This window comes from Nonomuraea angiospora (genome assembly GCF_014873145.1).
GTDB classification, from domain to species: Bacteria; Actinomycetota; Actinomycetes; order Streptosporangiales; family Streptosporangiaceae; genus Nonomuraea; species Nonomuraea angiospora.
The window spans coordinates 4,191,883-4,215,488 of record NZ_JADBEK010000001.1 but is presented as its reverse complement, the minus strand read 5'-3'; the positions used below and the strand labels follow the sequence as shown (position 1 = coordinate 4,215,488).

Genomic DNA, 23,606 nt, shown 5'->3' with positions numbered 1-23,606 from the left:
GCTCAGTTGACCCAGTACAACTACCAGGACCACTTCGAGCAGACCGCGCAGCCGTACCAGCAGCAGGGGTTCGAGCAGTCCTACCAGCAGCCGGCCCAGCAGGGGCTGGAACAGCCCTACCAGCAGCCGCAGCAGAGCGCGCAGCTGGCCGGGCAGTTCGCGCAGCGCTTCCAGCTGCTCGCCGGCAACATCGAGCGCATCATCCGGGGCAAGCACGAGGCGATCGAGCTGGCGCTGATCTGCCTGTTCTCGGAGGGGCACCTGCTCGTCGAGGACGTGCCCGGCACCGGCAAGACCACGCTGGCCAGGTCGCTCGCGGCCAGCGTGGACGCCGAGTGGCGGCGCATCCAGTTCACCCCTGACCTGCTGCCCAGCGACATCACCGGCGTGTCGATCTTCAACCAGGCGCACCAGAAGTTCGAGTTCCACCACGGGCCCGTCTTCGCGAACATCGTGCTCGCCGACGAGATCAACCGCGCCTCGCCGAAGACCCAGGCCGCGCTGCTGGAGGTCATGGAGGAGCGCCGGGTCACGGTGGACGCCGAGCCGCATCCGGTGCCCAGGCCGTTCATGGTGGTGGCCACGCAGAACCCGGTCGACATGGACGGCACGTACCCGCTGCCCGAGGCCCAGCTCGACCGCTTCCTGATGAAGATCTCCGTCGGCTACCCCGACCACGTCTCCGAGGTGGAGGTGCTCAAGGGCATGCCGACGGGGCCGCAGGTCGAGCGGCTGCCGGTGGTGGCGCGGTCGTCGGACGTGGCCGGGATGATCGACTTCGCCTCCCGGATCCACGTGGCCGACGCCGTGTACGACTACATCGTCGCGCTGTGCTCGGCCACCCGTACCAGCCCTCACCTGCGGCTCGGGGCCAGCCCCCGGGGCAGCCTGGCGCTGCTGCGCGCCGCCAGGGTCAAGGCCGCCGCGGCCGGCCGGCACTACGTCGTGCCGGAGGACGTGAAGGCGCTGGCCGCGCCCGTGCTGGCGCACCGGCTGATCCTCACGCCCGAGGCCGAGCTGCGCGAGGTCACCGCCGCGGCCGCGCTCGGCGAGATCCTCGCCGGGATGCCGGTGCCGCAGGCGGCGTAGGTGCGGACCCCGCCACCGGCTCCCTGGCAGCGGCTCACCGCGGTGCTGACCCCGCTGGGCTGGGGGACCCTCGCCGGGTCCCTCGCGCTGTACGCGGCGGGGTTCGCGCTCGGTTACCCCGAGCCCGTCGTGCTCGCCACCGGCGGCCTGCTCGCGCTGGCCGCCGCGCTCGCGTGGACCGCCCCCAGGCCCAGACTGGAGGTGCGGCGCGAGGTCACGCCCCTGAAGGTGCCGCGCGGGGACGCCGCCGTCGCCGTCCTGAACGTGACCAACCTCGGCCGCCGGAGCCTGTCCGGCCTGCGCGCCCAGGACCGGATCGGCGCGGCGGAGCACACCGTCGACCTGCCCAGGCTGCCGAAGGGGGCCGTCCGCACGGTGTCGTACCCGCTGCCGACGGACGTGCGCGGCGAGATCCCGGTGGGGCCGCTGCTGCTCGTCCGGGCCGACCCGTTCGGGCTCACGCGCCGCGTCAGATCGTACGGGTCGCCCGTCACCCTCCTGGTACGGCCCCGCACGGTCGCCCTCCCCGTCCCCCCGTCCGGCAGGGCCCACCACCTGGAGGGCCCCACCAGCGACAACGCCCCCAGCGGCACGGTCACCTTCCACACCCTCCGCGAGTACGTCGTCGGTGACGACCTGCGGCACGTCCACTGGCGGTCGAGCGCCCGCACCGGGACGCTCATGGTCCGCCAGCTCATCGACGCCAGCCTCCCCACCACCACCGTCGTCCTGGACACCCGCGACCTCACGGAGCTGGCCGTGGACGCCGCCGCCTCGGTCGCGCTCGCCGCGGCCAGAGCGGGCTTCCCGGTGCGCCTCGTCACCGGCGACGGGCCCGTACCGGACGCCAAGGACCCCGAGGCGGTGCTGGACCGCCTGGCCGTGGTACGGACGGGCACGGGCGGCGTCACGGAGCCGACGCGCCTGGCCCGGGGCGGCGGCTCCCTCGTCCTGGTCACGCCGGACCCCGCGGAGGCGGGACGGGTCGCGGGGGTGCGCCGCCGCTTCGACCGCGTCATCTGCGTCTACGTCGGCACCGGGGCGGTCGCGGTGCCCGGCGTGACGGTCCTGCCGATCGGCTCCCTGGACGCGCTCCCGCTCGCGTGGGGGGCCCGATGACCACCTCGGCCCCCAGGAGCGGCGGCCGGCACGGGCGCGCGCCGGTCGCGGCGACGTCGGTTGAGGCGACGTCGGTTGAGGCGACGTCCGGCGCGGCGGCTGCGGGCCGGACGGTCAGCGCACCGGCCGGTGGTGGGGGTGCCTCCCGGGCGGGTGAGGCGTTGTGGCGGCGGATGGCGGGGGCGGCGCTGGTCGCGGCCGTCGCCGGGGTGGCCGGGTGGGGGTTCCATCGGGTGTTCCCCGGCACCGAGCTGCTGGTCGCCGTGATCCCCGCGGCCATCGCCCCCGCCGCCGTCGCCGCGATCCTCGGCCGGCGTCCCCTCTGGCTGTCCCTGCTCCTGGACGTCGTCCTCTGGTTCGCCGGCACGATCCTGCTCTACAAGGGCCCGCACCCAGGTGTGTTCGCCGACGTGGCGAACTCCTGGCACGCCCTGCTCACCACCCTCCTCCCCGCCCAGCCCGAGCCGCACCTCCTCGTCCTCGTCCACACCCTCGTCTGGGCGGCCGCCGTCATCGGCGCGGAGACGCTGGCCCGTACCCGCACCAGGATCGCCGCCGCCGTCCCGGCCTTGGCCGTCTACGGCACGGCGCTCCTGCTGGGCGTGGACGGCGAGGGCTCGAACCTCCCCGTTGCGGGCGCGCTGTTCGTGCTGATCGCCGCGCTGGCGCTGCTGCGCGACGACCGTTCCCCGCTCTGGTTGCCGGCGGGGTTGCCGGCCGCCGCCGCGCTGGCCGCGGTGGCGCTGGCCGTGGGCCCGCTGCTGCCCATCGCCGCGCAGCCGTACAACCCGCGGCAGGACGCCGACCTCCCCCCGCCGCGGCGCGTCGACAGCGTCAGCCCGCTGGACCGGGTCTCGGCGTGGCTGCAGATCCCCGACAGGGAGCTGTTCACCGTCAAGGCCGACAAACCGCTCAACTGGCGGCTGGCCGTGCTCGACCGGTACGACGGCGTCCGATGGACCTCCGGGGCCCGGTTCCAGCCCACCGGCGGCCGGGTGCCCGAGGCGGGCTGGACGGGCGAGGCGGACGTCGTCCATCAGAAGGTGACGTTCGACGGGCTCCCGGGCACCTGGCTGCCCGCCGCCGAGCGGCCGGAGCGGGTCGACGGCGTGCGGGGGCTGGTGGTGGACCCCGAGAGCGGCGCGCTGCTGGCCGGCGCCAAGCCCGCCAAGGGGTTCAGCTACGAGGTGACCTCGAAGGTGCCAAGGCCGTCCAAGCAGGAGCTGCTGGACGCCACGCCCGCCGTCGACCCGGGGCTGACCGCGTTCCCGGCCGGGCCGCAGCAGCGGTTGTTCCGCAAGCTCGCCCAGGAGGCCACCAAGGGCGCGACCGCGCCGATCACGCGGGCGTACCGGCTGCAGAAGTATTTGCGCACCAACGCCAGTTACGACGTCACCGCGCCGCCTGGGCACTCGCTCAAGGGGCTGGAGTTCTTCCTGCAGACCACGCACCGGGGGACGTCGGAGCAGTTCGCGACCACGTTCGCGCTCATGGCCAGGACGCTCGGGCTGCCGTCGCGGGTGGTGGTGGGGTTCAGGCCCGGCCAGGCGTCCGGTGGGATTTATCACGTTAAATCTGGCCATGTGATGGTGTGGGCGGAGATCAAGTTCGACCGGCTCGGCTGGCGGCCGTTCTACCCCACGCCGGGCCGCAGCGGCGCCAAGGACGACCACGACGTCGTGTCCTCGGACATCGAGGAGAGCGAGGAGCTGGAGGGCGAGTTCACCCAGGGCGGGAGCGACCGGCCGAAGACCTCCCAGCCACAGGCCACGGGGAACGGCGAGGAGCCGTCGAGCGGCCCGTCGATCTGGCTGATCGCGTCGGTGGCGGGCGGGGCGCTGCTGGTGGCGTACGCCGGGGTGGTGGTGGCCCTGCCGTGGTGGCGCAGGCGCGAGCGCCGCCGGGCCGAGGGGCCCGGGCAGCGGGTGCTCGGCGCGTGGCGGCAGACCTGCGACGACCTGGGGCTGAGGGGCCAGTACGCCCTGACGGCGGCGGACGTGGTCGCCGGGCAGGCAGGCTCGGGCGATATTTCCACTCACATCCAGCCGTTGGCTGAAATTTCCAACGTTGTCCGGTACGCCCCCGACACCGTCACCGAGGACGCCGCCGCCGCGGCCTGGCAGCACAGCGACGCCATCCGCAGAGCCGTACGCGCCAGAACCCCTCTCATCACCCGCCTGCGCAACCGTCTCCTGCTGAGGAGGGCCATATGAGAAGCGTGGAGTCACAGCTCCTGCACCGACCCCCGGGCCTGACGGCGGGCGAGATCGTCAGACGTCTGGCGGCGATGCAGGCCCAGGACGTCCCTTCCGCCCTGCTCGCCTTCCGCGCCCGCTCCGCCACCCTCACCAGGCAGGACGTCGAGGCCGCGGTGGCCTCCCGCGAGATCGTCAGAACCTGGGGCCCGCGCGGCACCCTCCACTTCGCGCACGCCGACGACCTGCCCTGGCTGCACGCCCTCACCGGCCGCGCCACGACCACCCTGCGCCGACTCCACGAGGAAGGCGTCACCGGCGACGACCTGCTCGGGCTCATCTCCGGCGCCCTCGAAGGCCAGGGCCCGCTCACCAAGGCCGAACTGGAGGAGCGCCTGGCGGGCCGGGCCACCGGCCAGGGCGTCGTGCACCTGGTGGGGCTGGCCGCCCACCACGGCCTGGCCGTGCTGGGCCCGCTGCGTGCCGGCAAGCCCACGTACGTGCACGCCGCCGACTGGCTGGGCGCCCCCATCACCCCCGAGCCCGACCGGGACCGCGCGCTCAAGGAGCTGGGCACCCGCTACCGCCGTGCCCACTACCCCGCCGAGCCGGAGGACCTGGCCGCCTGGTCGGGCCTGCCGCTCGGCGAGGCCCGCACGGCCTGGCGCCTGAGCGCCGCCCATCCGCCGCCCGCCCCCGCCGGGGAGGAGCCCGTGGTCCGCCTCGCGCCCGCCTTCGACGAGTTCCTGATGGGCTGGCGCAGCCGCGACCCGATCCTGGCCGCCGAGCACGCCAGGAAGGTGTTCCCAGGGGGAGGCATCCTGCGGCCGGTCGTGCTGGTGGGCGGTGTGATCAGGGGCGTGTGGGGGCGGAAGGGCGCGCGGGTGAGCGTCGAGCCGTTCGACGAGCTGCCGGACGGCCTGCTCGACGACGAGATCGCCGACGTCCGCCGCTTTCTGGAATGAGGCTTTCGGAATGAGAGCGTGAAAGCAAACCGGTGCATCGGGTGATAAGAGATGACCACTGATTCACCGGAAGGCAGCACATGACGGGGGAGACCATCGCGACGCCGGCGGGGTGGACGGCTCGCGCGCATGTCCACGGGGGGACGCGCAGTTCGCCGCCGAACGTTCTCGACGACGCCGACGGGTTCGCCGCGGTGTTCGGCGCCCACTTCGGCGAGATCCACAGCTACGTCGCCCAGCGGCTCGGCCCCGACCACGCCGAGGACGTCGTGGCCGAGACGTTCCTCACCGCGTTCCGCAAGCGGGCGCAGTACGACCCGGCCCGCGCGAACGTGCGCGCCTGGCTGTACGGCATCGCCACGAACCTCATCGGCAAGCACCGCCGACTGGAGGCCCGCACCCTGCGCGCGCTCGGCCGCTGCGCCCCCGACCCCGAGTCCCCCGGACACGAGGACTCGGTGGCCCGCCGCGTCAGCGCCCAGAGCCTGCGCCCCGAGCTGGCCGCCGCCCTGGCCGAGCTCGACCGCCGCGACCGCGACGTCCTGCTGCTCGTCGCGCTCGCCGGGCTGAGCCACGACGAGATCGCCACCGCGCTCGGCATCCCGTACGGCACCGTCGGGTCCCGCCTGAGCCGGGCCAGGAAGAAGCTGCGCGTCCTGCTCGGCGAGATCGAGGTGTTCGCCCGTGGATGAGATGGAGCGCGTCAGGGACCTGTACGGCCGGCCGCGGCCCGACCCGGACGCCCAGGCCAGGGTGTGGCGGCGGGTGACGGCGGCGCGCAGGCGCAGGCGGCTGTCGTGGCTGCTGCTCCCCGCCGTGGCGATGGCCCTGGCGGCGGCGTTCGTGATCTATCAACCGGCCCCCTCCGGACGTTCCGTGCTGCTGGCGGCGGCCGGCACCGCCGCCTCCGGCCGCGTTCCGGACGGGACGTACTGGCACATCAAGAAGGTCCGGGACGGGTCCCAGGTGATCGGGCTCTGGGCGGCCAGGGACGGCCGGGCGTGGACCTCGGAACAGGGCCGGATCACGCGGGTCACGGGGCGGTCGGCGTTCAGCATGGCGGGGCGTGACCTGACGTTCCAGCAGATCGAGAGCCTGCCCACGGACCCGGACGCGCTCAGGGAGCGGGTGGCGGGCATGCTGCCGTCCAAGGGCCTGCTCGCCGACGCGCTCAGCGGCCTGCTGTGGACCAAGCCGTCCCCGCCCGCCGTGCGCGCCGCCGCCTACCGCGCGCTCGCCGACCTGCCCGAGGTCCGTTACCTGGGCGAGCGTGACCGCGGTGAGGCGTTCTCGTACGCGCTGCCCGACGGCACCCGGCGGACGCTCGTCATCGACCCGGCGACCTCGCAGGTGCTCTCCTGCACCGACGACGGGCCGTCTCCGCGCACGGAGCGCGTGATCGAGGCGGGCTGGACCGACCGGGGTCCCCGCTAGAGCATTCCGACGCCGGCGCGTGGGTTTCGCGCGCCCTGAAACAGGAGTCCCGACGTGTTCTGGCGTATGACCTCGGGCAGAGCCATCTGCCTGAGCGACCAGTTTCCCTTGATCAAGGTGGAAGAGGTGATGCGCGGGGAGGTCACGTTCGTCGGCCTGCCGCCGGTCGAGCTGGGCACGGACGTCGACTGGACCGCGAACCCGCACGGCAACCGCTCCTGGGCGCTGAACCTGCACGCGCTGCGCTGGATGGGCCGGCTGGTCGCCGAGTACGAGCGCTCGGGCGAGCGCGCGTACCTCGACCGCGCGAGCGCCCTGGCCGAGCACTGGATCCGCGAGAACCCGCGCGGCGGCCGCGGGGTCAGCCCGTGGGCATGGGCCGAGCACGCGGTCGCGTTGCGCGCCCCCGCGCTGGTGTGCCTCAGCCAGCACGTACGCAGCCGGACGCTGTGGGACAGCCTGGCCGAGCACGGGGAGATCCTGGCCGACTCGTCGCTCTACCGCGCGGGCCACAACCACGGCCTGGACCAGGACATCGGCCTGCTCGTCGTCGGCTGCCGGCTCGGCCGGGCGCGCTGGCGCGATCTGGCCATCCGCAGGATGACCGCCTCCGCCGAGCTGGCCATCGACTCCCAGGGGGTGCTCCAGGAGCAGGCCCCCCGCTACGGCCTGTACGTGCACCGGCGGCTCGGCACGGCGCTGCGGGCGATCGGCGAGAGCGGCGCCGAACCGCCCCAGCGGCTCATCGCCCGGCGGGCCGCGCTGGAGGCGTACGTCGCGCACGCCACCCAGCCCGACGGCCGCCTCGCCCCGATCGGCGACAGCCCGGCCGACGCCCGCGCCGACGGGTTCCCGCACGAGGGGCCGGTGGTGCGGGTGTTCGACGGCGGGTACGTCTTCGGCAGGACCGCCTGGGACGACCCGAAATCCGCGTTCTACTCGATCAGGTTCGGGCCCGGGCGGCGGCTGCACGGGCACGAGGACCACCTCGGCGTCACCTACAGCGCCCAGGGCCGCCGGATCCTCGTCGAGGCCGGGTTCCACTCCTACGAGCGCATCGGGTACGTGGAGTGGACGCGCTCGCCCGAGGCGCACAACGTGCCCGTCGTGGCCGGGACCTTCCGCCCGGGGACGGCCACGCGCCTCGTCGGATCGTCCGTCGAGCCGTCGCGCCAGTCCTTCGAGCTGGCCGACGACGCCTACGGGGCGACCAGGACCCGGCGCGTCCTCGTCAACCACGGGCCCGACCTGATGGCCGTGCACGACTCCGTCGAGGGCGGGACCCTGCGCAGCCTGTGGCACTTCGACCCGTCGCTGCGGGTGCTCTCCCGGGGCGACGGCCGGGTGGTGCTCGGGGACGGGGACTGGCGGGTGACGCTGCTGCAGTTCCCGGGGGCGGGGCTGGGGGTGCGGCCCGGGCTGGTCTCGACCGGTTACCTGCGGACCGCCGAGGTGGCGACCGTGGTGTCCCCGGCCGCCGCGGGCGTGCTGACCGTGATCGTGCCGGGCGCGGCCGATCCGCGCGTGTCGGTCTCCGGTGACGCGCTGACCGTCCACACCCCGGACGGCCCCGTCACCCTTCACCCGCCATACAGCCAGTCGACGTAGGCGTGGCCGGCCGGGTCCCTGGTCCGGAACAGCTCGTTGCGCAGCACCCGGGCCACGCCGTCCACGTGCCAGATGTCGCCCCACAGCCGCGCCGTCGTCTGCACGCGCGCCGTCCTCGGCGCGCGGATCTCCTGGTACGCGGCCAGCGCCCGGTCCCAGTCGCCGGCCGCCGACTGCTCGGCCAGCTCGTGGGCGTCCTCGATGGCCTGGCAGGCGCCCTGGGCCAGGTACTGCAGCATGGGGTGGGCGGCGTCCCCAGGAGGGCGAGCCTGCCGCGCACCCAGGTGTCCGTGGGCGGGCGGTCGAGCATGGGCCAGTGGCGCTCGCGCCACAGGTACGGCAGGCCCTTGCCGATCGCCTCGCAGCAGCCGTCGAAGGCCGGCTCCAGGTCGCCGGGGCCGCGGAAGACGGCCACCTGGTTGAGCAGCTCGCCGCCGCGCAGGGCGTACTGGACGAAGTGGCAGCCGGGGCCCAGGTACGCGACCACGTCGGAGACGTCGAAGTCCTCCGGGAGCGGACGCGTGCCCCTATAAGCGACAAATCCGGAATCGTGGGGTTGGTCGGCGACGAGCTGCGCGCGCAGGACCGACTGCAGGCCGTCCGCCGCGACCACCACGTCACCCTCGTGAACTTCGCTGTCCGCGCAGTGGGCCCTGGCGCGGCCGGCGTCCACGCGCTCGACGTGCCGGCCGTTCAGCAGCTCCACGCCCGCGTCCGCGCAGGCCCGCAGGAGGACGGCGTGCAGGTCGCCCCGGTGCGCCACCACGTAGGGGCCGCCGTAGCGGTGCCGGAACCCCTCGCCCAGGTCGAGGTGGGTGAGCTCCTCGCCGGTCAGGGCGTCCCTGAAGACCAGCCGCCGGGGGAGCACCCCCTTCTCGATCACCTGGTCCAGCAGGCCCCAGCGGTGGAGCACGCGGGTGGCGTTGGGGCCGAGCTGTAACCCGGCGCCCACCTCGCCGAACTCGGCCGACCGCTCCAGCACCCGGACCGCCCGCCCGGCCCTCGCCTGCGCGAAGGCGGCCGCCAGCCCGCCGATGCCGCCTCCCACGACGACCACCTCGACCACGAGCCCTCCCCCTCCGACTGGTCGCGTCTTCAGAGCCAGCGGCCGATGGCGGGGGCGGCCGGATCGGGGGCGGGGCCGCGCCCGGTGACCCAGGCGGCCAGCTCGGCGGCCGTCCCCCGCACCTCCGGCAGGCCGTCCACATCGGCCGGCCAGGAGGTGAGGCGGTCGGCAGGACGCAGCACCATCGCGGGTTCTTCGCCGCGCCGCGCCCACAGCGCCGTCACATCCGTGAGCAGCGCGTCCACCAGCTCGCCCGGCAGATCCTCGAACCGCCCGCCCAGGTCCACGCCGTGTACCCACACCTCCCGCGTCCGCAGCCACACCACCTCGGACGCGGGCACGAGCCGCCCCTGAGCGGTGCGCACCCGCGCGTCCCACTGGTCCCCGGACAGCTCGACCAGGGCCTCGCGCAGCTCCTCGGACGTCTCCTCGGCCAGGCTCTCCAGCGCGGCGGCGTCCAGCCGGGCGGCCAGGTCCTCGATCTCGGCGTCACGAGCCTCGGCCGAGGCGTACATCGGGCGCTCCTCACCCGTACGCGCCCAATGCACCAGCCTGCCCAGGGCGCGGGCGTTCGCGGCGACGTGCGCCACCACGTGCCGCCCCGACCACCCGGGCAGCCGGCTCGGCCGCCCGAGGTCGGCACCGCGCACCCGTGCCTCGAAGTACGCGGTGCCGGCGTCCATCCAGCCCAGGTCAGGGCCCAGGTCAGGCCCGGGGTCAGGCATCGCGGCGGGCCACGTTGACCAGCTCGCCGAGGCCCGCGATCCGGGTCACGACCTTGCTCCCGTCGGCGAGGTAGCGAGGAGGCTTGCGGGCGTGGCCGACGCCTCCGGGCGTGCCGGTGGCGATGACGTCGCCGGGCCGCAGCGTGATGATCCGCGACACGTACGAGATCAGCTCGGCCGGGCCGAACACCAGGTCGGACGTGTCCGTCTCCTGCACCACCTCGCCGTCCACCTCGCACCGCATGGTCATCGTCACGCCCTCCAGCTCGTCCGGGGTGACGAGGTACGGGCCGAACGGCGTGCTCGACTCGAAGGTCTTGCCCTGGAGCCACTGCAGCGTGCGGTACTGGTAGTCGCGGGCGGTCACGTCGTTGAGCACGGAATAGCCGGCGATGCAGGCCGCCGCCTGCTCGGCCGACACGTTCCTGGCCGCCGTGCCGACGATCACCGCCAGCTCGGCCTCCCAGTCGACGGCCTCGGAGACGGCGGGCAGCACGATGTCGTCGTACGGCCCCACCAGCGCCTCGGCGAACTTGGCGAACAGCGTCGGATGCTCCGGCAGCTCCCGCCCCATCTCCAGGATGTGGTTGCGGTAGTTGAGCCCCACGCAGACGATCTTCCCCGGCCTCGGGACGACGGGGGCGAGATCGGCCGTGGACAGGGGGTGCCTGGGCCCGTCGGCGGCGGCGGCCACCTCCCGCCAGCGCGGATCGGCCAGCAGCGCCCCGACGTCGGGCGCGCCGACCTCGACGGCGTGGTCGCCGTCGATCCTGGCAGCGGTCGTACGGTTCGGCAGCCGCAGCGTCGCGAGCCTCACACGAACTCCTCTCGATATTGACGCAGGCCCTCGAAGACGGGCGTGTCAGCGAAACGGAACAGGTCGAAACGGGTCTCCGCGCGGAACGACCACGCGCACCACGACGGCACCACGACGAGGTCGCCGCGCGACAGCCGCCGCTCCTCGCCGTCGAGGGTCACGAACCCCTCGCCGTCGAACACCTGGTACACCGACGAGCCCACCTCTCTCCGCGCGGCCGTCGCGGTGCCCGCCCGCAGCCGGTGGAACTCGGCCCTGATCGTCGGCATGACGTCGCCGCCGGTGGTGGGGTTGGTGTAGCGGACGGCGGCGTGGCCGGGCTCGACGGTCCCGGGGTGACCCTCGTCCTCCAGCGCCAGCTGCTCGTCCAGCGCCCGGTCGGTGTGCTCCCAGCGGTACGCGGCGATCGGCGAGCTGGGCGTGGCCCCCAGCGCCGAGACGGGCCGCAGCCCCGGGTGCGCCCACAGCCGTTCCGAACGCGACACGCTCGGCGTCGTCACGTCGGTGACCTGGTCGGGGCCGAACTCGAAGAACGAGGTGTCGGTGTAGTGCACGAGCGGGATGTCCAGCCCGTCGATCCAGGCCATGGGCGCGTCGGTGGTGTTGTGATGCCCGTGGAAGTGCCAGCCGGGCGTCAGCAGGAAGTCGCCGCGCCGCATGGCGACCGGGTCGCCGTTCACGACGGTCCAGACGCCCTCGCCCTCGACGACGAAGCGGAAGGCGTTCTGGGTGTGGCGGTGCTCGGGGGCGACCTCGCGCGGGCCCAGATACTGGATGGCCGCCCAGAGGGTCGGCGTCGCGTACGGCGTCCCGCCCAGGCCGGGGTTGGCCAGCGCGATGGCCCGCCGCTCTCCGCCGCGCCCGACGGGCACCAGCTCGCCGGCCCGCTCGGCCAGCGGGTAGAGGGTCTTCCACTCCCACACGTGCGGCCGCGCCTTCGGCTTCGGGTGCTCGGGCATCAGGTCGCCGACCTGCGTCCACAACGGAATCAGGTCTTCCGCCGCGAAGTCGGCGTAGAGCCTCTCCTCTGGGTTCATGGAGGCAACGCTAGGAGGTGATTCTGCACACGGCACTAGCATTCTGCTATGAAGAACAGGCCCGCCTACGCCCTGGGCTCCGTCGACAACGTGCTGCTGCTCCTGCACATGCTGCGCGACCAGGGCCGCCTCAAGGTCGCCGACGTCGCCAGGGAGCTGGGCATCGCCCGCTCGACCGCCCACCGCCTGCTGGCCATGCTCGTCTACCGCGACTTCGCCGTGCAGGACGAGCAGCACACGTACCTGCCGGGGCCGTTCCTCACCTCGACGCAGGCCGGCGCGGGCGGGGCGCTCCTGCGCGAGCTGCGCGCCCGGGTCAGGCCCGCGATGGAGGCCCTGTGCGCGCGGGCCGCGGAGACCGTGAACCTCATGCTCCGGGTCGGTACGGAGGTGCGCTTCCTGGACAGCGTGGAGTCGTCGCAGATCCTGCACGTCGGCGACCGCCGCGGCACGATCCTGCCCGCCCGCCGGGCCTCCGGCGGCAAGGTGCTGCTCGCCACCCTGCCTCCCGACCAGCTCCACGACCTCTACCCCGACCTTCCCGACCACGAGCGCGCGACCCTGATCCGCGAGCTCGACGACGTCAGGGCCCGCGGCTACGCGATCAACGTGGACGGGACGGAACGCGGCGTCTCCGCCATCGGCGCCACCCTGCGCAACGGGAACGGCGCCGCCCTGGCCGCCCTGTCGATCTCGGCCCCCTCGGCCCGGTTCGGCCCGGACCGGGTGGGGTTCTTCGCCGCTCAGCTGAAGGCCGCGGTGCGGGAGGCCGAGCAGGCGCTGGCCGATTTCCCGGACGCTTGACGTGTGTAACCCCATGGGGGTTATCGTAGGGGTATGCCGAAGATAAACGTCTACCTGCCGGACGAACTCGCCGAAGCGGTCAAGCAGGCCGGAGTGCCGGTGTCGGCGGTGTGCCAGCGGGCGCTGGAGCAGGCGGTCCGCCGGGTGACCGCCATCAGGGAGACCGTCCTGAGCGACCTCGACCTCGAAGAGCCGACCGGGGCGCTGACGCACCTCACGCCCAGGACGCGCACCGTCCTCAAACTGGCCGCCGACCAGGCCAGGGCGGAAGGGGCCGGAGCCGTCGGGACCGAGCACCTGCTGGGCGCCATGCTGAGCGAGGGGACCAACCTGGCGCTGCACGTCCTGCGGGCCGTGGAGATCGACCCCGAGCACGTCAGGCGCGACCTGGCCCGCCACCTGCCCGCCCCCGGCGCGGCCGGCGCCTCGGAGCCGCGCAACTTCAGCGGGGCGGCGGCCAACGCGCTGGAGTTCGCCGTCACGGAGGCGACCTCGCTCGGCCACAACTACGTCGGCTGCGAGCACCTCCTGCTCGGCCTCGTCGCCGAGCCCGACGGGGGCGCCGGCCAGGTCCTGCGCGGGCTGGGCGCCGAGCCCAGGCTCACCAGGCGCGCCGTGGTGGCGGCCCTGGCCGGGTACGTCCACCTGCGGGCGCAGACGCAGCAGGCCGCCGAGGCCCAGAGCCAGCCCGCCGCCGTCCAGGCGATGTTGTCCGCCGCGATCCGCCAGGAGTTGCAGCCACTCCTCCAGCGGCTCGAACGGCTGGAAGCGCACGCGGGGCTGGACGCCTGAGGATCACCAGGTGTCCGCCGCCATCCGCGTCACCCTGGTGGCCCTGATCGTCGTCGGGATCGTGATCGGGGCCACGTGGTGACGCTCAGAGCCAGTCGCGGCGTTTGAAGACGAGATAAAGGGTCAAACAGACGGCCGCCATCAGCACGATCGCGAATGGGTAGCCGAACGCCCAGTGCGTTTCCGGCATGAAGTCGAAATTCATCCCGTAAATGGTTCCGACCAACGTCGGAGCGAACAGGATGGCGGCCCAGGCGGAGATCTTCTTGACCTCCTCGCCCTGCTGGATGCTCGCCTCCGTCATCCGGGCCATCTCCGCGTTCTGCGCCTGCGTCACCAGCGTCGAGTTGACGATCAGGATGTCCTGCAGCATCTGCCGGAACGCGGAGATCCGCTCCGACACCGTGATCGCGTGGTCGGCCACGTCACGCAGGTAGCTCTGCAGCTCGTCGTTCATCCCGTGCTTGGAGGCCCCCGCGATGAAGGCGTTGAGCATGCCCACCAGCGGCGCCGTGGCCCGCTGGAACTCGATCACCTCGCCGGACAGCTCGTAGACCCGCCGCGACACCGACGGGTCGCCGCCGAAGACCTGGACCTCGATCTCCTCGATGTCCTTCTGCAGCCCGGCCACCACCGGGGCGTAGCCGTCGACCACCGCGTCGAGGATGGCGTACAGGACCGCCTGCGGGCCCTGCTTCAGCAGCTCGGGCTCGGACTCCATGCGCTTGCGGACGGCCTGCAGGTCGGGGGCCTCGGCATGGCGTACGGTGATCACGAAGTTGGGGCCGATGAAGACGTGCACCTCCCCAAATGCGACCTCCTCCACGTCGTCCAGGTAGCGCGCGGCCCGCAGCACCACGAACAGCGTGTCGCCGTAGCGGTCGGCCTTGGGCCGCTGGGAGCCGACGATCGCGTCCTCCAGCGCCAGCTCGTGCAGCTCGAACTCCTCGCCGAGCTTGACCAGCTCCCACTCCTTCGGCCGGTAGAGGCCGATCCAGGCCATGCTGCCCGGGATCTCGTTGAGACACTCGAAGGCGGCTGCCAGGGAGCCGGGGGTGTCGACGCGCCTGCCGTCGCGATAGATGGCGTTGTCGATGACGGTCGGCCGGTAGGGCCGCTCCTCCGCGGCGCGCGGGTCCATCGAGTGCTCGGGCGCTTCCTCGTGGACGTCGCCGCTGCGCCTGAACCCCTTAACCCTGGCCATGGTCACTTCCTGGAACTACGAGAGCTCGTCGAGTCGTTGCGTGGCGCGGTCTCTGATGGTCTTGCGCCACATCGGCGTCCAGCCGAACAGCAGCCCGTGCGGCCTGCCCAGCGCCATCTTCGACCAGCGCTTGAAGTCGAAATCGTCGTGGTGGCGGACGATCAGGCCGTCCTCGAACCTGAACAGCGCGTCGATCTCGTTGACGACCTCGCGCCCGGTGCTGGAGAAGGTGTAGCGGGACGTCCAGTGCGCGGTGCCGGTGAAGTCGTCGGCCGTCACGTCGCAGTAGGTGGATCTGAGGCCGTCGCGCACGCCGAGCTGCAGCCGCCACATCGCCATCACGCGATCACGTCCCTCGACCTCCTGGAAGATCGGATCGCCGAAGCTGACCTCGGGGTGGTAGCAGCGCTCCATGGCCGCGAAGTCCGCGCGGCCCAGAGCGTCGTAGAAAGCGCCGATGAGCGCCACGTGCCGATCGTTCACCCTTCTATCAGATCATGACCGCGCCGTTGTCCCAGCACACAGCCCGCAACCAGGCATCGCCCAGGTCCAGCCGGGCGAGCGCGTCGAGCTGATGCGCATAAGAGTACGGAATCGTCGGGAAGTCACTGCCCAGCACCACCTTGCCGGAAATGCCCAGATCAAGCAACGCCGGCCTCAGCCGCGCGGGGAAGGGCATGCCCAGCTCGGCGAAGTCGGTGAACGCCATCGTGGTGTCCAGCGCGACCCGCTCGTAGCGGGCGGCCAGCTCGAAGAACGGGTCGTACTCCGGCATCCCCAGATGCGCGATCACCACCCGCAGCCGCGGATGCCTGCGCAGCACCTCGCCGATCGGCCCGGGCCCGATGTGCCCGCCCGGCACGGGCACCGAGCTGGCGTGCGTCACCACCGGCACCCCGGCCTCCGCCAGCAGCCCCCAGACCTCCTCCAGCTCGGCGGCCCGCGGGTCGAACCCGCCGACCTGGAGGTGCACCTTGAAGATCCTGGCCCCGTCCTCCAGCGCCCGGCGCACGTACTCCACGACGCCAGGCTCTGGGTAGAAGGTCGCCGAAGGCAGGCATCCAGGTGTACGGCGGGCGAACTCCAGCGTCCAGGCGTTGAGATCGAGCGCCATGTCCGGCTTGTGCGCATAGGCGAGGGCGGGGAACGCGCGCACGCCCATGGCCCGCAGCAGCGCGACCCGCTCCTCCGCCGGCCACTCGTACTCGATCTTCCAGCCGTTCCCCATCAGCGGGCCGCCGTGCCTGAAGTGGTGCCACACCCGCCGCTCCATCCGCTCCGGCAGGAAGTGGACGTGCAGGTCGATCAGGCCGGGCAAGCCGAGCCCGCGCCACCAGTCCGGCACCCGGGCGTCAGAATCTTGTTCTGTGGCCACGGACGAGACTCTACCTGGATAGGGTTTCTCCTCGATGGAACAGCTCTGGGCCCACCTGATCAAGGTTCAGCCTGACCCCGACCCCTGGGTCGTGGGGGTCTCGGCTCTCGCCGCGTTCGTGCTCGTCGGCTTCCGCATGCCCTGGCAGGTGACCAGAGGCCTGATCACGATCGCCCACGAGGGCGGCCACGCGCTGATGGCGCTGGTCACCCGACGCAAGCTCGAAGGCATCCGCCTCCACTCCGACACCTCCGGCGTGACGCTGACCAGGGGCAGGCCCACCGGGCCCGGCATGGTGCTGACCGCGCTCGCCGGCTATGTGGCGCCTCCGCTGCTGGGGCTGGCCGCCGCCTGGCTGACCGAGATGGGGCACATCACGCTGCTGATCTGGAGCGTGCTGCTGTTCCTGGTCTGCATGCTGCTGCTGATCCGCAACCTGTACGGCGCGCTGATCCTGCTCGCCACCGGCGGCGCCGTGTTCGCTCTGATCATGTACGCGCCGGCCGAGGTGCAGCAGGTCGTCGCCCTGGTCGCGGTCTGGATCCTGCTGTTCGGCGGGATCAGGCCGATCATCGAGCTGCAGCGCAAGCGGCGCCGGCGGCAGGCGAGAGACTCCGACGCCGACCAGCTGGCCAGGCTGACGTTCCTGCCCGGCGGGTTCTACGTGTTCTTCTTCTTCGTGGTGTCGGTCGCGTCCGCGGCCTTCGGCGCGTACCTCATGAATCCGCTCTAACCCCCAAAATTCGCACTAAGCTCGCCTGCAACAGGGGGGAGTGCCGTGCTGCCAGTCGAGGACGCGCCCGGCTACCGGGTACTCGATCAGGCGGGCCAGGGCGGCTTCGCCGTCGTGTACCGCGCCTACCAGGAGCGCCTCGACCGGGTCGTGGCGCTCAAGGTGCTGTCCGTCGACCGGGTCGACCAGCGCACGATGCGCAGGTTCCAGCGCGAGCTGCAGCTCACCGGCCGCCTGACCGGCCACCCCAACGTCGTGACCGTCTTCGACACCGGCGTCACCCGCTCCGGCAAGCCGTACATCGCGATGGACTACTTCGAGAACGGCTCGCTGCGCGACAAGGTCCGCAAGGAGGGGCCGCTGCAGGTGCCCGACGTGCTGCGGGCCGGGGTGAAGCTGGCCGGGGCGCTGGCCGCCGTACACGAGGCCGGGGTCCTGCACGGCGACATCAAGCCGCAGAACATCCTCATCTCCCGGTACGGCGAGGTCGCCATCGCCGACTTCGGCGTGGCCCGGGTCGTGGACTCCTCGGAGATCTCGGCCACGTCGCAGGCGTTCACCCCGCTGCACGCCGCCCCCGAGGTGCTCACCGGGCAGCCGCACTCGGCCTCGACCGACATCTACTCGCTCGGCTCGACCCTCTACCACCTGCTGGCCGGCCAGCCCGCCTTCCACAACCCGACGGACCCGTCGATCGCGCCCCTGATGTACCGGGTGCTCAGCGTCGAGCCGCCCCCCATCAACCGCTCGGACGTGCCGCCGCCGGTCCTCGAGACGGTGCTGCGGGCGATGTCCAAGCAGCCCGAGGTGCGGTACGGGTCGGCGCGGGAGTTCGCCCGGCGGCTGCAGGAGGTGCAGGCCGAGCTGGGCCTGCCGGTGACCGACCTGGTGGGCCAGGACCCCGGCCCGGGACCGGCGATGTCCACGGTGCCCCGCCCCCGCCTCGACGACCCGCCCACCGCCGAACCCCAGCATCAGGGGAGCCCCCAGCCTCCAGGAAGCCCCCAGCACCCGGGGAGCTCCCAGCACCTGGGGAGCCCTCAGCTCCCGACCACGGGCAACCATCTGCCGTCCACCGGCCACCACCTGCCCGGCGGCCCCGGCCGGCCGTCGCCGTTCGCCCCCGAAGCGCAGCCGTCGCCCTTCGCCCCGGACGCGCAGCCGTCACCGTTCGCTCCGGAAGCGCGGGCGACGGGCACCGGCGCCCCGTACGCCACAGGCCGGCACGCGCCGGGAATCGGCGGCCTCCCCGAGGGCGGGCCTCCCGGCGCGCAGGGGCCGGGCACCGGCGGTGCGCAGGGCCCGGGCGTGGGCGGCGGGCAGGGCCCGGGCGTGGGCGGCGGGCAGGGCCCGGGTGTGGGCGGTGGGCCGTCCGGCTACCACGCGGCCGGGGCGTCCGCGCCGCCGTCCGTCGCCTCGGCCACCACCCCGCCGGCGCACGGCGCGACGACCGCGCCGGGCGGCGGGGGGCGCCTGCCGCGGGGCCTCGTGATCGGCGCCGCCGTGGCGGCCGTCGTCGTGGGCGGCACCAGCGCGGCCGTCTACCTGTCGCTCCAGCAGAACGACCCGTCACACACCACCCAGCCTTCGGCGTCCGAGCCGGGCACCCGGGACACCGAGCCCATCGACAAGCAGTCCGTCGCCGCGCTGACCCCGCGCGGCCTGAAGGTGACCGCCGACCAGGGCGCCCTCGTCGAGCTGAAGTGGACGCTCCCCGCGGGCGCCCGCCGCTATCCGGTGGTCCTCCAGCGCTCCCCGATCAAGAAGGGCGAGCAGGCCATCACCGCCCTGGCCCAGGGCACCACCGCCACCCGCGTCGCGGGGCTGGACCCGGACAGCGGCTACTGCTTCCTGGTGGGCGTCCCGCTGCGCATCTCGGAGAGCTCGACGGTCGCCTGGTCGAAGCCGACGTGCATCAGGGGCGCGGTCGCCCGCTCCAACCCGTAGCCCGCCGCGCTCACCCCAGGGCTCACCCCAGGAGCTTGCGCGCCGCCTGCTCGATCTCGGCCTCCGACAGCAGCACGTGCTCGGCCGCCCCGCCCAGGGGGATGAAGCTGTCGGACGAGGTCACCCGCGCGAGCTTGCCGGTGAACCCGGCGTCGGCCAGCTCCGCCATGATGCCCTCCGACACGCCGCCGGTGTGCCGGGTCTCGTCGGCGATCAGCACGGCGCCGGTCAGCTCGGCCGCCCGCAGCACGTCGTCCATCGGGAGCGGCGCCAGCCAGCGCAGGTCGAGCACGCGGCATCCGTATCCCTCCTGGGTCAGCCGCACCGCGGCCCGCAGGCTCATCCGCACGCCGTTGCCGAACGTCACGATCGTCAGGTCGCGCCCGTCGCCGTAGGAGCGCGCCTGCCCGATCGGCACGTGCGTCTCCGGCCAGCGCCCGGGCGGCGCGTACGGCGCCAGCCAGCCCCCGTCGCCCTCCTCGAACAGGTCGCGCGTGTGGTAGAGCGCGATCGGCTCCAGGAACACCGACACCGACCCCGACGTGCGGGCCGCCGCCAGGCACGTGCGCAGCATGGCGGCCGCGTCGTCGGGGCGCGCGGGGGAGGCGATGACCAGGCCGGGGATGTCGCGCAGCGCGCCCACGGCGTTGTCGTTGTGGAAGTGGCCGCCGAACCCCTTCTGGTAGGCGTAGCCGGCCACCCGGACCACCATCGGGTTGGTGTAGGAGCCGCGCGAGAAGAACGACAGCGTGGCCGCTTCCCCCCGGATCTGGTCGAGCGCGTTGTGCAGGTAGGCGAGATACTGGATCTCCGGCACGGGCAGCAGCCCCGACACGCCGGCCCCCAGCGCCAGCCCCAGGATGGCCTGCTCGTCCAGCAGCGTGTCGAACACCCGGCCGCCGCCGAACCGCTTCTGCAGCCCCCTGGTCACGCCGTAGACGCCGCCCTTCTTGGCGACGTCCTCGCCGAACACGGTCATCTCGGGGTAGACCGCCAGCGCGTCGGCGAGCGTGCGGTTGATGGCCTGCGAGAGCGTCATCGGCTTGTCGTGCTCGGGCAGCGCCCCGGCGAACGCCTTCTCCCGATCCGGGGCCGGGGCCGCCATCGGGCTGATCTTGGCGATCAGCTCCGGCTTGCGCGGCGCGATCGGCTCCATGACCTCCTTGGCGGAGCCGAGCCGCGGGCTGCGCGTCGTCTCCAGGGCGAGCCGCAGCACGTGCTCGCGCTCGGACTCGTACGTCCTGAGCAGCTCTTCCGGCGTGCTCTGCCCCCCCTCCACGAGCAGCTCGGCCGTGCGCACCAGCGGGTCGCGCTCCAGGTCGGCCCTGATCTCGCGCTGGGTGCGGTAGGCCTGCTCGACGTCGGAGCCGGCGTGCCCCATGAGCCGCACGGTGGTCAGGTGGAGGAAGGCGGGGGAGCGGCGCTCGCGTACGTGCGCGACCGCGCGGACGGCGGCGTCGTACGCCGCGGCGAGGTCGCAGCCGTCGGCGGCGAAGTATTCGATGCCGGGGCGCCGCAGCGCCGCCTCCACCCAGCCCTTGGGCGTGCGGACGCTGATGCCGATGCCGTTGTCCTCGCACACGAACAGCAGCGGCAGCGCCTGTCCCTGGTAGGTGGCGTAGGAGGCGGTGTTGAAGCCGCTCAGGGCGCTCGCGTGGTTGATCGAGGCGTCGCCGAAGCTGCACACCGCGACCGCGTCGGCGGGCCAGCGGGCCTGCTCGCCGATCGCCGCCGACGCCCGCTCGATGGCGAACGCCACGCCGACGGACCTGGGCAGGTGGCTGGCGATCGTGGAGGTCTGGGGGATGACGGCCAGGTCGGGATGGCCGAACACCTTGTGCCGGCCGCCCGCGATCGGCTCGTCGGCCGCCGCGGCAAGGCCCTTCAGCACGTCGCGGATGCCCTGCTCGGGCAGCCTGCCCGCCTGCTCGGACCTGGTCAGGTAGAACGCGCCGGAGCGGTAGTGGAGCAGGGCCGGGTCGGTGGGCCGCAGGGCGGCGGCGACGGCCGCGTTGCCCTCGTGGCCGGCCGAGCCGATCGTGTAGTAGCCCTCGTCCCGCTCTTTCAGCCAGCGGGCCGCGATGTCCAGCAGGCGGCTGTCGAGCTGGCGCCGGAACAGCTGCATGCACTGCTCGCCGGTCAGCGAGCTGCCCTCGCGGACCGGCAGCCCCGGATCTCGCGCGGGGCCCGCCTTCAGCGTCGCAACCGCCTGGGTGAAATGAGTCTCAACTGTGTCGCGCGCCACACCTCGATTATGTCTTTCATTGGCGCTGACGTCTGCCGGACGTGGCTGACATGTTGTGGACCGGTCCGTTTGACCCCGACATATAACGGTTTGTCAGAATCCTAAACCTTCCGGTCGGCGCGTACGTCTACTTATTTGACACACGTGGCACCCTCAATGCCGCGTTGAACCATTGGGTCTCTGAAAGGAACCCGCATGTTACAACGCATTCGTGTGGCCGCCCTTGCAGTGGCGCTCGGAGCCGGAGCCCTGGTCATGGCTCCCTCCGCAGCGACGGCGGCCGCGGATCCCGTCATCACCCGGGTCGGGATCAGTCCCAATTCTCCGATCGACGTCACCAGCGGCGCGGTCACGGCCACGTTCAGCTTCGCCACCAAGGGGGCCGACAAGGCCGAGCTCCAGCTCAAGCCCCCGGGCGACGTCAGCGTCGGCAAGCCCGTCGACCTGACGTCCACCAAGGACGGCGACTGGACGAAGTGGACCGGCACCCGGTCCTTCGACTCCACGAACGCCGGCACGTGGAGCTGGCTCGCCGTCGCCGCAGGCGCCTCCCGCGGCGGCACGTTCGAGGTCTCGGTCAAGAAGGTGCTCGACACCAAGATCGTCGACTTCGACGCCAGCCCCGACTCCGTGGACAAGGGTGACCTGATCAAGGTCACCGGTCAGCTCCTCGCCGACGGCAAGGGCTACGGCGGCCAGAGCGTCGCCATCACCTTCCGCGAGCGCGGCACCGACGCCTACCGCCACGTCGCCAAGGTGACGACCGGTGGCAACGGCTGGTTCAGCGCCACCGTGCGGGCCGACGAGACCGGCTGGTGGCGGGCCGAGTTCGCGGGCACGTCCGCGGCCAAGGGCTCGGTCAGCGACACCGACCGGGTCGACGTCAGCCGCGGCGTCCTGGGCAGCAGGATCGCCGGCTTCGACGCCCGCCCCGAGCCGGTGGACAAGGGTGACCGGCTCACCTTCAGCGGCGCCCTGCTGGTCCAGGACCGCGGCGGCGTGGCCGGCGAGCGGGTCTCGATCTTCTTCAAGGCCGACGGCTCGTCCAGGTGGGAGTACGTCACCAGCGACGTGACCGGCCGCGGCGGCCGCTTCTGGGCCTCCGCCCCCGCGCAGACCTCGGGCTGGTGGCGGGCCGAGTACGAGGGCACCCGCGGTGTCCGCGGCTCGGTCAGCGACGCCGACTGGGTCAAGGTCAACCAGCCGGCGCCGCCTCCCGCGGCGTCCAAGGCGGACACGCGGCTGATCAAGTTCAACGCGTACCCCGAGCCGGTCAAGCGCGGCAAGTACCTGAAGTTCAAGGGCCGCCTGCAGGTCTTCGACGAGGGCTCCTGGGAGGGCTACTCGGGCAAGGTCGCGCTGTTCTTCAAGCCCGCGGGCTCGAAGAAGTGGCAGTACGTGAAGACGACCTGGTCCAACGACGGTGGCGGGCTCTACACCAAGGTCAAGGGCTGGAACTCGGGCCGCTGGCGGTTCGTGTTCGGCGGTGACGACGACACCTACGGCGCCACCAGCGGCTCGGACTACGTCCGGGTCAAGCGCTGATCTGACACGCGGACGAGGCCCGGGGAACACCGCCCCGGGCCTCGTCCCGTTCTACTCCGCCCGCCTGAACTCCGCGATCCCCACCCCCAGCAGCGCCAGCCCCAGGGCCGCCACGAGGCCGAGCTCGAGGAGCACCGGCACCTGGAAGTCGAACCACCGGACCCCGGGGTTCAGCACCGCGTTCACCTGCGCCGGCACGTCGAGGTGCGAGAAGACCGCCTGGCGCAGCGGGTCCACCGCGTACGTCATCGGGTTGACCACGGTCAGCACGTGCAGCCACGACGGCAGGTTGGCCAGCGGGAACATCGCGCCCGACAGGAACATCATGGGCATGATCGCCATCTGCATCAGGCCGAAGAAGGTCTGCATGTTCTTCATCCGGGCCGCCAGCATCACCCCGAAGGCCGTGATCGTGAACGCCGCGAGGAACATCTCCGCCAGCAGCGTCACGAGGAGCGCGGGCGAGTAGGGCACCCCCACCAGCCCCGCCATGGCCAGGATGAGGATGCCCTGCCCGGTGGCCACGATGGCCCCGCCCAGGCACTTGCCGACCACGATCGCCCCGCGTGAGACGGGCGCGACCAGCATCTCCCTGAGGAAGCCGAACTCGCGGTCCCACACGATGGACCCGGCCGAGAACATCCCGGTCATGATCACGGTCATGGAGATCATGCCGGGGTACATGAACGTGCGGTAGTCGATCCCGGGGATCGCCCCCCGCACCAGCGACCCGAGCCCCGTGCCCATGACGAACAGCCAGAGCACGGGCTGCACCAGCATGGACGCCATGCGGGTGCGGTCGTTGACGAAGCGCAGCATCTCCCGGTGGAGGACGACCTTGATCGCCCGCAGGTCGTGACCGGCGCCGCGGACCGGCACGCGGACGCCGACGGCCTCTGTCGCCAT

The 23,606-nt window shown here is 72.7% G+C and carries 21 protein-coding genes; 12 read left to right on the top strand and 9 right to left on the bottom strand.

Going from position 1 to position 23,606, the window contains the following annotated elements:
- Positions 1-6: 6 nt before the first annotated feature.
- The 7 genes from H4W80_RS19025 to H4W80_RS18995 all read left to right on the top strand — a co-directional run bounded on the left by H4W80_RS19025 (position 7) and on the right by H4W80_RS18995 (position 8,410).
- Complete coding sequence (locus H4W80_RS19025) at positions 7-1,089, top strand: AAA family ATPase (protein WP_225963530.1); 1,083 nt, start codon at positions 7-9, stop codon at positions 1,087-1,089.
- Positions 1,090-2,208: a DUF58 domain-containing protein gene (locus H4W80_RS63640; protein ID WP_192786327.1), complete on the top strand. Its 1,119-nt coding sequence runs from the start codon at positions 1,090-1,092 to the stop codon at positions 2,206-2,208.
- Entirely contained in the window at positions 2,205-4,421 is a 2,217-nt protein-coding gene (locus H4W80_RS19015; RefSeq protein ID WP_192786326.1) for a transglutaminase TgpA family protein, read from the top strand. The genes H4W80_RS63640 and H4W80_RS19015 overlap by 4 nt, the downstream gene beginning before the upstream one ends.
- Positions 4,418-5,368, top strand: coding sequence for a winged helix DNA-binding domain-containing protein (locus H4W80_RS19010; RefSeq protein ID WP_192786325.1), 951 nt, complete (start codon positions 4,418-4,420; stop codon positions 5,366-5,368). Before H4W80_RS19015 ends, H4W80_RS19010 begins: the two co-directional genes overlap by 4 nt.
- A gap of 80 nt (positions 5,369-5,448) precedes the next feature.
- On the top strand, positions 5,449-6,060 hold the full coding sequence (locus tag H4W80_RS19005; RefSeq protein ID WP_192786324.1) for an RNA polymerase sigma factor: 612 nt from the start codon (positions 5,449-5,451) through the stop codon (positions 6,058-6,060).
- Positions 6,053-6,802 (top strand): hypothetical protein, encoded by a 750-nt coding sequence (locus H4W80_RS19000; protein WP_192786323.1) that lies wholly within the window; start codon positions 6,053-6,055, stop codon positions 6,800-6,802. Before H4W80_RS19005 ends, H4W80_RS19000 begins: the two co-directional genes overlap by 8 nt.
- A 54-nt stretch (positions 6,803-6,856) precedes the next feature.
- Complete coding sequence (locus H4W80_RS18995; protein WP_318786939.1) at positions 6,857-8,410, top strand: heparinase II/III domain-containing protein; 1,554 nt, start codon at positions 6,857-6,859, stop codon at positions 8,408-8,410.
- On the opposite strand, the gene H4W80_RS18990 is transcribed toward H4W80_RS18995, so the two are convergent.
- The 4 genes from H4W80_RS18990 to H4W80_RS18975 are packed head-to-tail and all read right to left on the bottom strand — an operon-like array spanning position 8,376 to position 12,055.
- Positions 8,376-9,476 (bottom strand): FAD-dependent monooxygenase, encoded by a 1,101-nt coding sequence (locus tag H4W80_RS18990; protein ID WP_318786938.1) that lies wholly within the window; start codon positions 9,474-9,476, stop codon positions 8,376-8,378. The genes H4W80_RS18995 and H4W80_RS18990 overlap by 35 nt on opposite strands.
- Before the next feature lie 29 nt (positions 9,477-9,505).
- A complete protein-coding gene (locus H4W80_RS18985; protein ID WP_192786322.1) occupies positions 9,506-10,201 on the bottom strand; it encodes a maleylpyruvate isomerase family mycothiol-dependent enzyme in 696 nt (231 codons plus the stop codon).
- The gene (locus tag H4W80_RS18980) at positions 10,194-11,018 is read right to left on the bottom strand and encodes a fumarylacetoacetate hydrolase family protein (RefSeq protein ID WP_192786321.1); all 825 of its coding nucleotides are present in this window, start codon (positions 11,016-11,018) and stop codon (positions 10,194-10,196) included. Before H4W80_RS18980 ends, H4W80_RS18985 begins: the two co-directional genes overlap by 8 nt.
- The gene (locus H4W80_RS18975) at positions 11,015-12,055 is read right to left on the bottom strand and encodes a cupin domain-containing protein (RefSeq protein ID WP_225963529.1); all 1,041 of its coding nucleotides are present in this window, start codon (positions 12,053-12,055) and stop codon (positions 11,015-11,017) included. Before H4W80_RS18975 ends, H4W80_RS18980 begins: the two co-directional genes overlap by 4 nt.
- Positions 12,056-12,103: 48 nt before the next feature.
- Here H4W80_RS18975 and H4W80_RS18970 point away from each other — a divergent pair, with 48 nt between their 5' ends.
- Together H4W80_RS18970 and H4W80_RS18965 are read left to right on the top strand one after the other, a co-directional pair.
- Positions 12,104-12,859: an IclR family transcriptional regulator gene (locus tag H4W80_RS18970; protein WP_192786319.1), complete on the top strand. Its 756-nt coding sequence runs from the start codon at positions 12,104-12,106 to the stop codon at positions 12,857-12,859.
- A 33-nt stretch (positions 12,860-12,892) separates the two neighbouring features.
- Entirely contained in the window at positions 12,893-13,651 is a 759-nt protein-coding gene (locus tag H4W80_RS18965) for a Clp protease N-terminal domain-containing protein (protein ID WP_192786318.1), read from the top strand.
- Positions 13,652-13,736: 85 nt separating this feature from the next.
- On the opposite strand, the gene corA is transcribed toward H4W80_RS18965, so the two are convergent.
- The 3 genes from corA to H4W80_RS18950 are packed head-to-tail and all read right to left on the bottom strand — an operon-like array spanning position 13,737 to position 16,230.
- Positions 13,737-14,855, bottom strand: coding sequence for a magnesium/cobalt transporter CorA (corA, locus tag H4W80_RS18960; RefSeq protein WP_192786317.1), 1,119 nt, complete (start codon positions 14,853-14,855; stop codon positions 13,737-13,739).
- 15 nt (positions 14,856-14,870) lie between these two features.
- A complete protein-coding gene (locus tag H4W80_RS18955) occupies positions 14,871-15,338 on the bottom strand; it encodes a nuclear transport factor 2 family protein (RefSeq protein ID WP_192786316.1) in 468 nt (155 codons plus the stop codon).
- Positions 15,339-15,345: 7 nt separating this feature from the next.
- Positions 15,346-16,230 (bottom strand): amidohydrolase family protein, encoded by an 885-nt coding sequence (locus H4W80_RS18950; protein WP_318786937.1) that lies wholly within the window; start codon positions 16,228-16,230, stop codon positions 15,346-15,348.
- Positions 16,231-16,264: 34 nt separating this feature from the next.
- Between H4W80_RS18950 and H4W80_RS18945 the strand changes: the two genes are divergently transcribed.
- Positions 16,265-16,963, top strand: a complete 699-nt coding sequence (locus H4W80_RS18945; protein WP_192786315.1) for a M50 family metallopeptidase — start codon at positions 16,265-16,267, stop codon at positions 16,961-16,963.
- A gap of 45 nt (positions 16,964-17,008) precedes the next feature.
- Positions 17,009-18,910 carry a serine/threonine-protein kinase gene (locus H4W80_RS18940; protein WP_192786314.1) on the top strand — a complete coding sequence of 634 codons (1,902 nt, stop codon included), beginning with the start codon at positions 17,009-17,011 and terminating at the stop codon, positions 18,908-18,910.
- Between the two features lie 22 nt (positions 18,911-18,932).
- Here the strand turns inward: H4W80_RS18940 and H4W80_RS18935 are convergent, their stop codons facing one another.
- Positions 18,933-21,155: a thiamine pyrophosphate-dependent enzyme gene (locus tag H4W80_RS18935; RefSeq protein WP_192786313.1), complete on the bottom strand. Its 2,223-nt coding sequence runs from the start codon at positions 21,153-21,155 to the stop codon at positions 18,933-18,935.
- A 195-nt stretch (positions 21,156-21,350) separates the two neighbouring features.
- On the opposite strand from H4W80_RS18935, the gene H4W80_RS18930 reads away from it, so the two are divergent.
- Positions 21,351-22,700, top strand: a complete 1,350-nt coding sequence (locus H4W80_RS18930) for a hypothetical protein (RefSeq protein ID WP_192786312.1) — start codon at positions 21,351-21,353, stop codon at positions 22,698-22,700.
- 51 nt (positions 22,701-22,751) lie between these two features.
- Here the strand turns inward: H4W80_RS18930 and H4W80_RS18925 are convergent, their stop codons facing one another.
- Entirely contained in the window at positions 22,752-23,606 is an 855-nt protein-coding gene (locus H4W80_RS18925; RefSeq protein WP_192786311.1) for an ABC transporter permease, read from the bottom strand.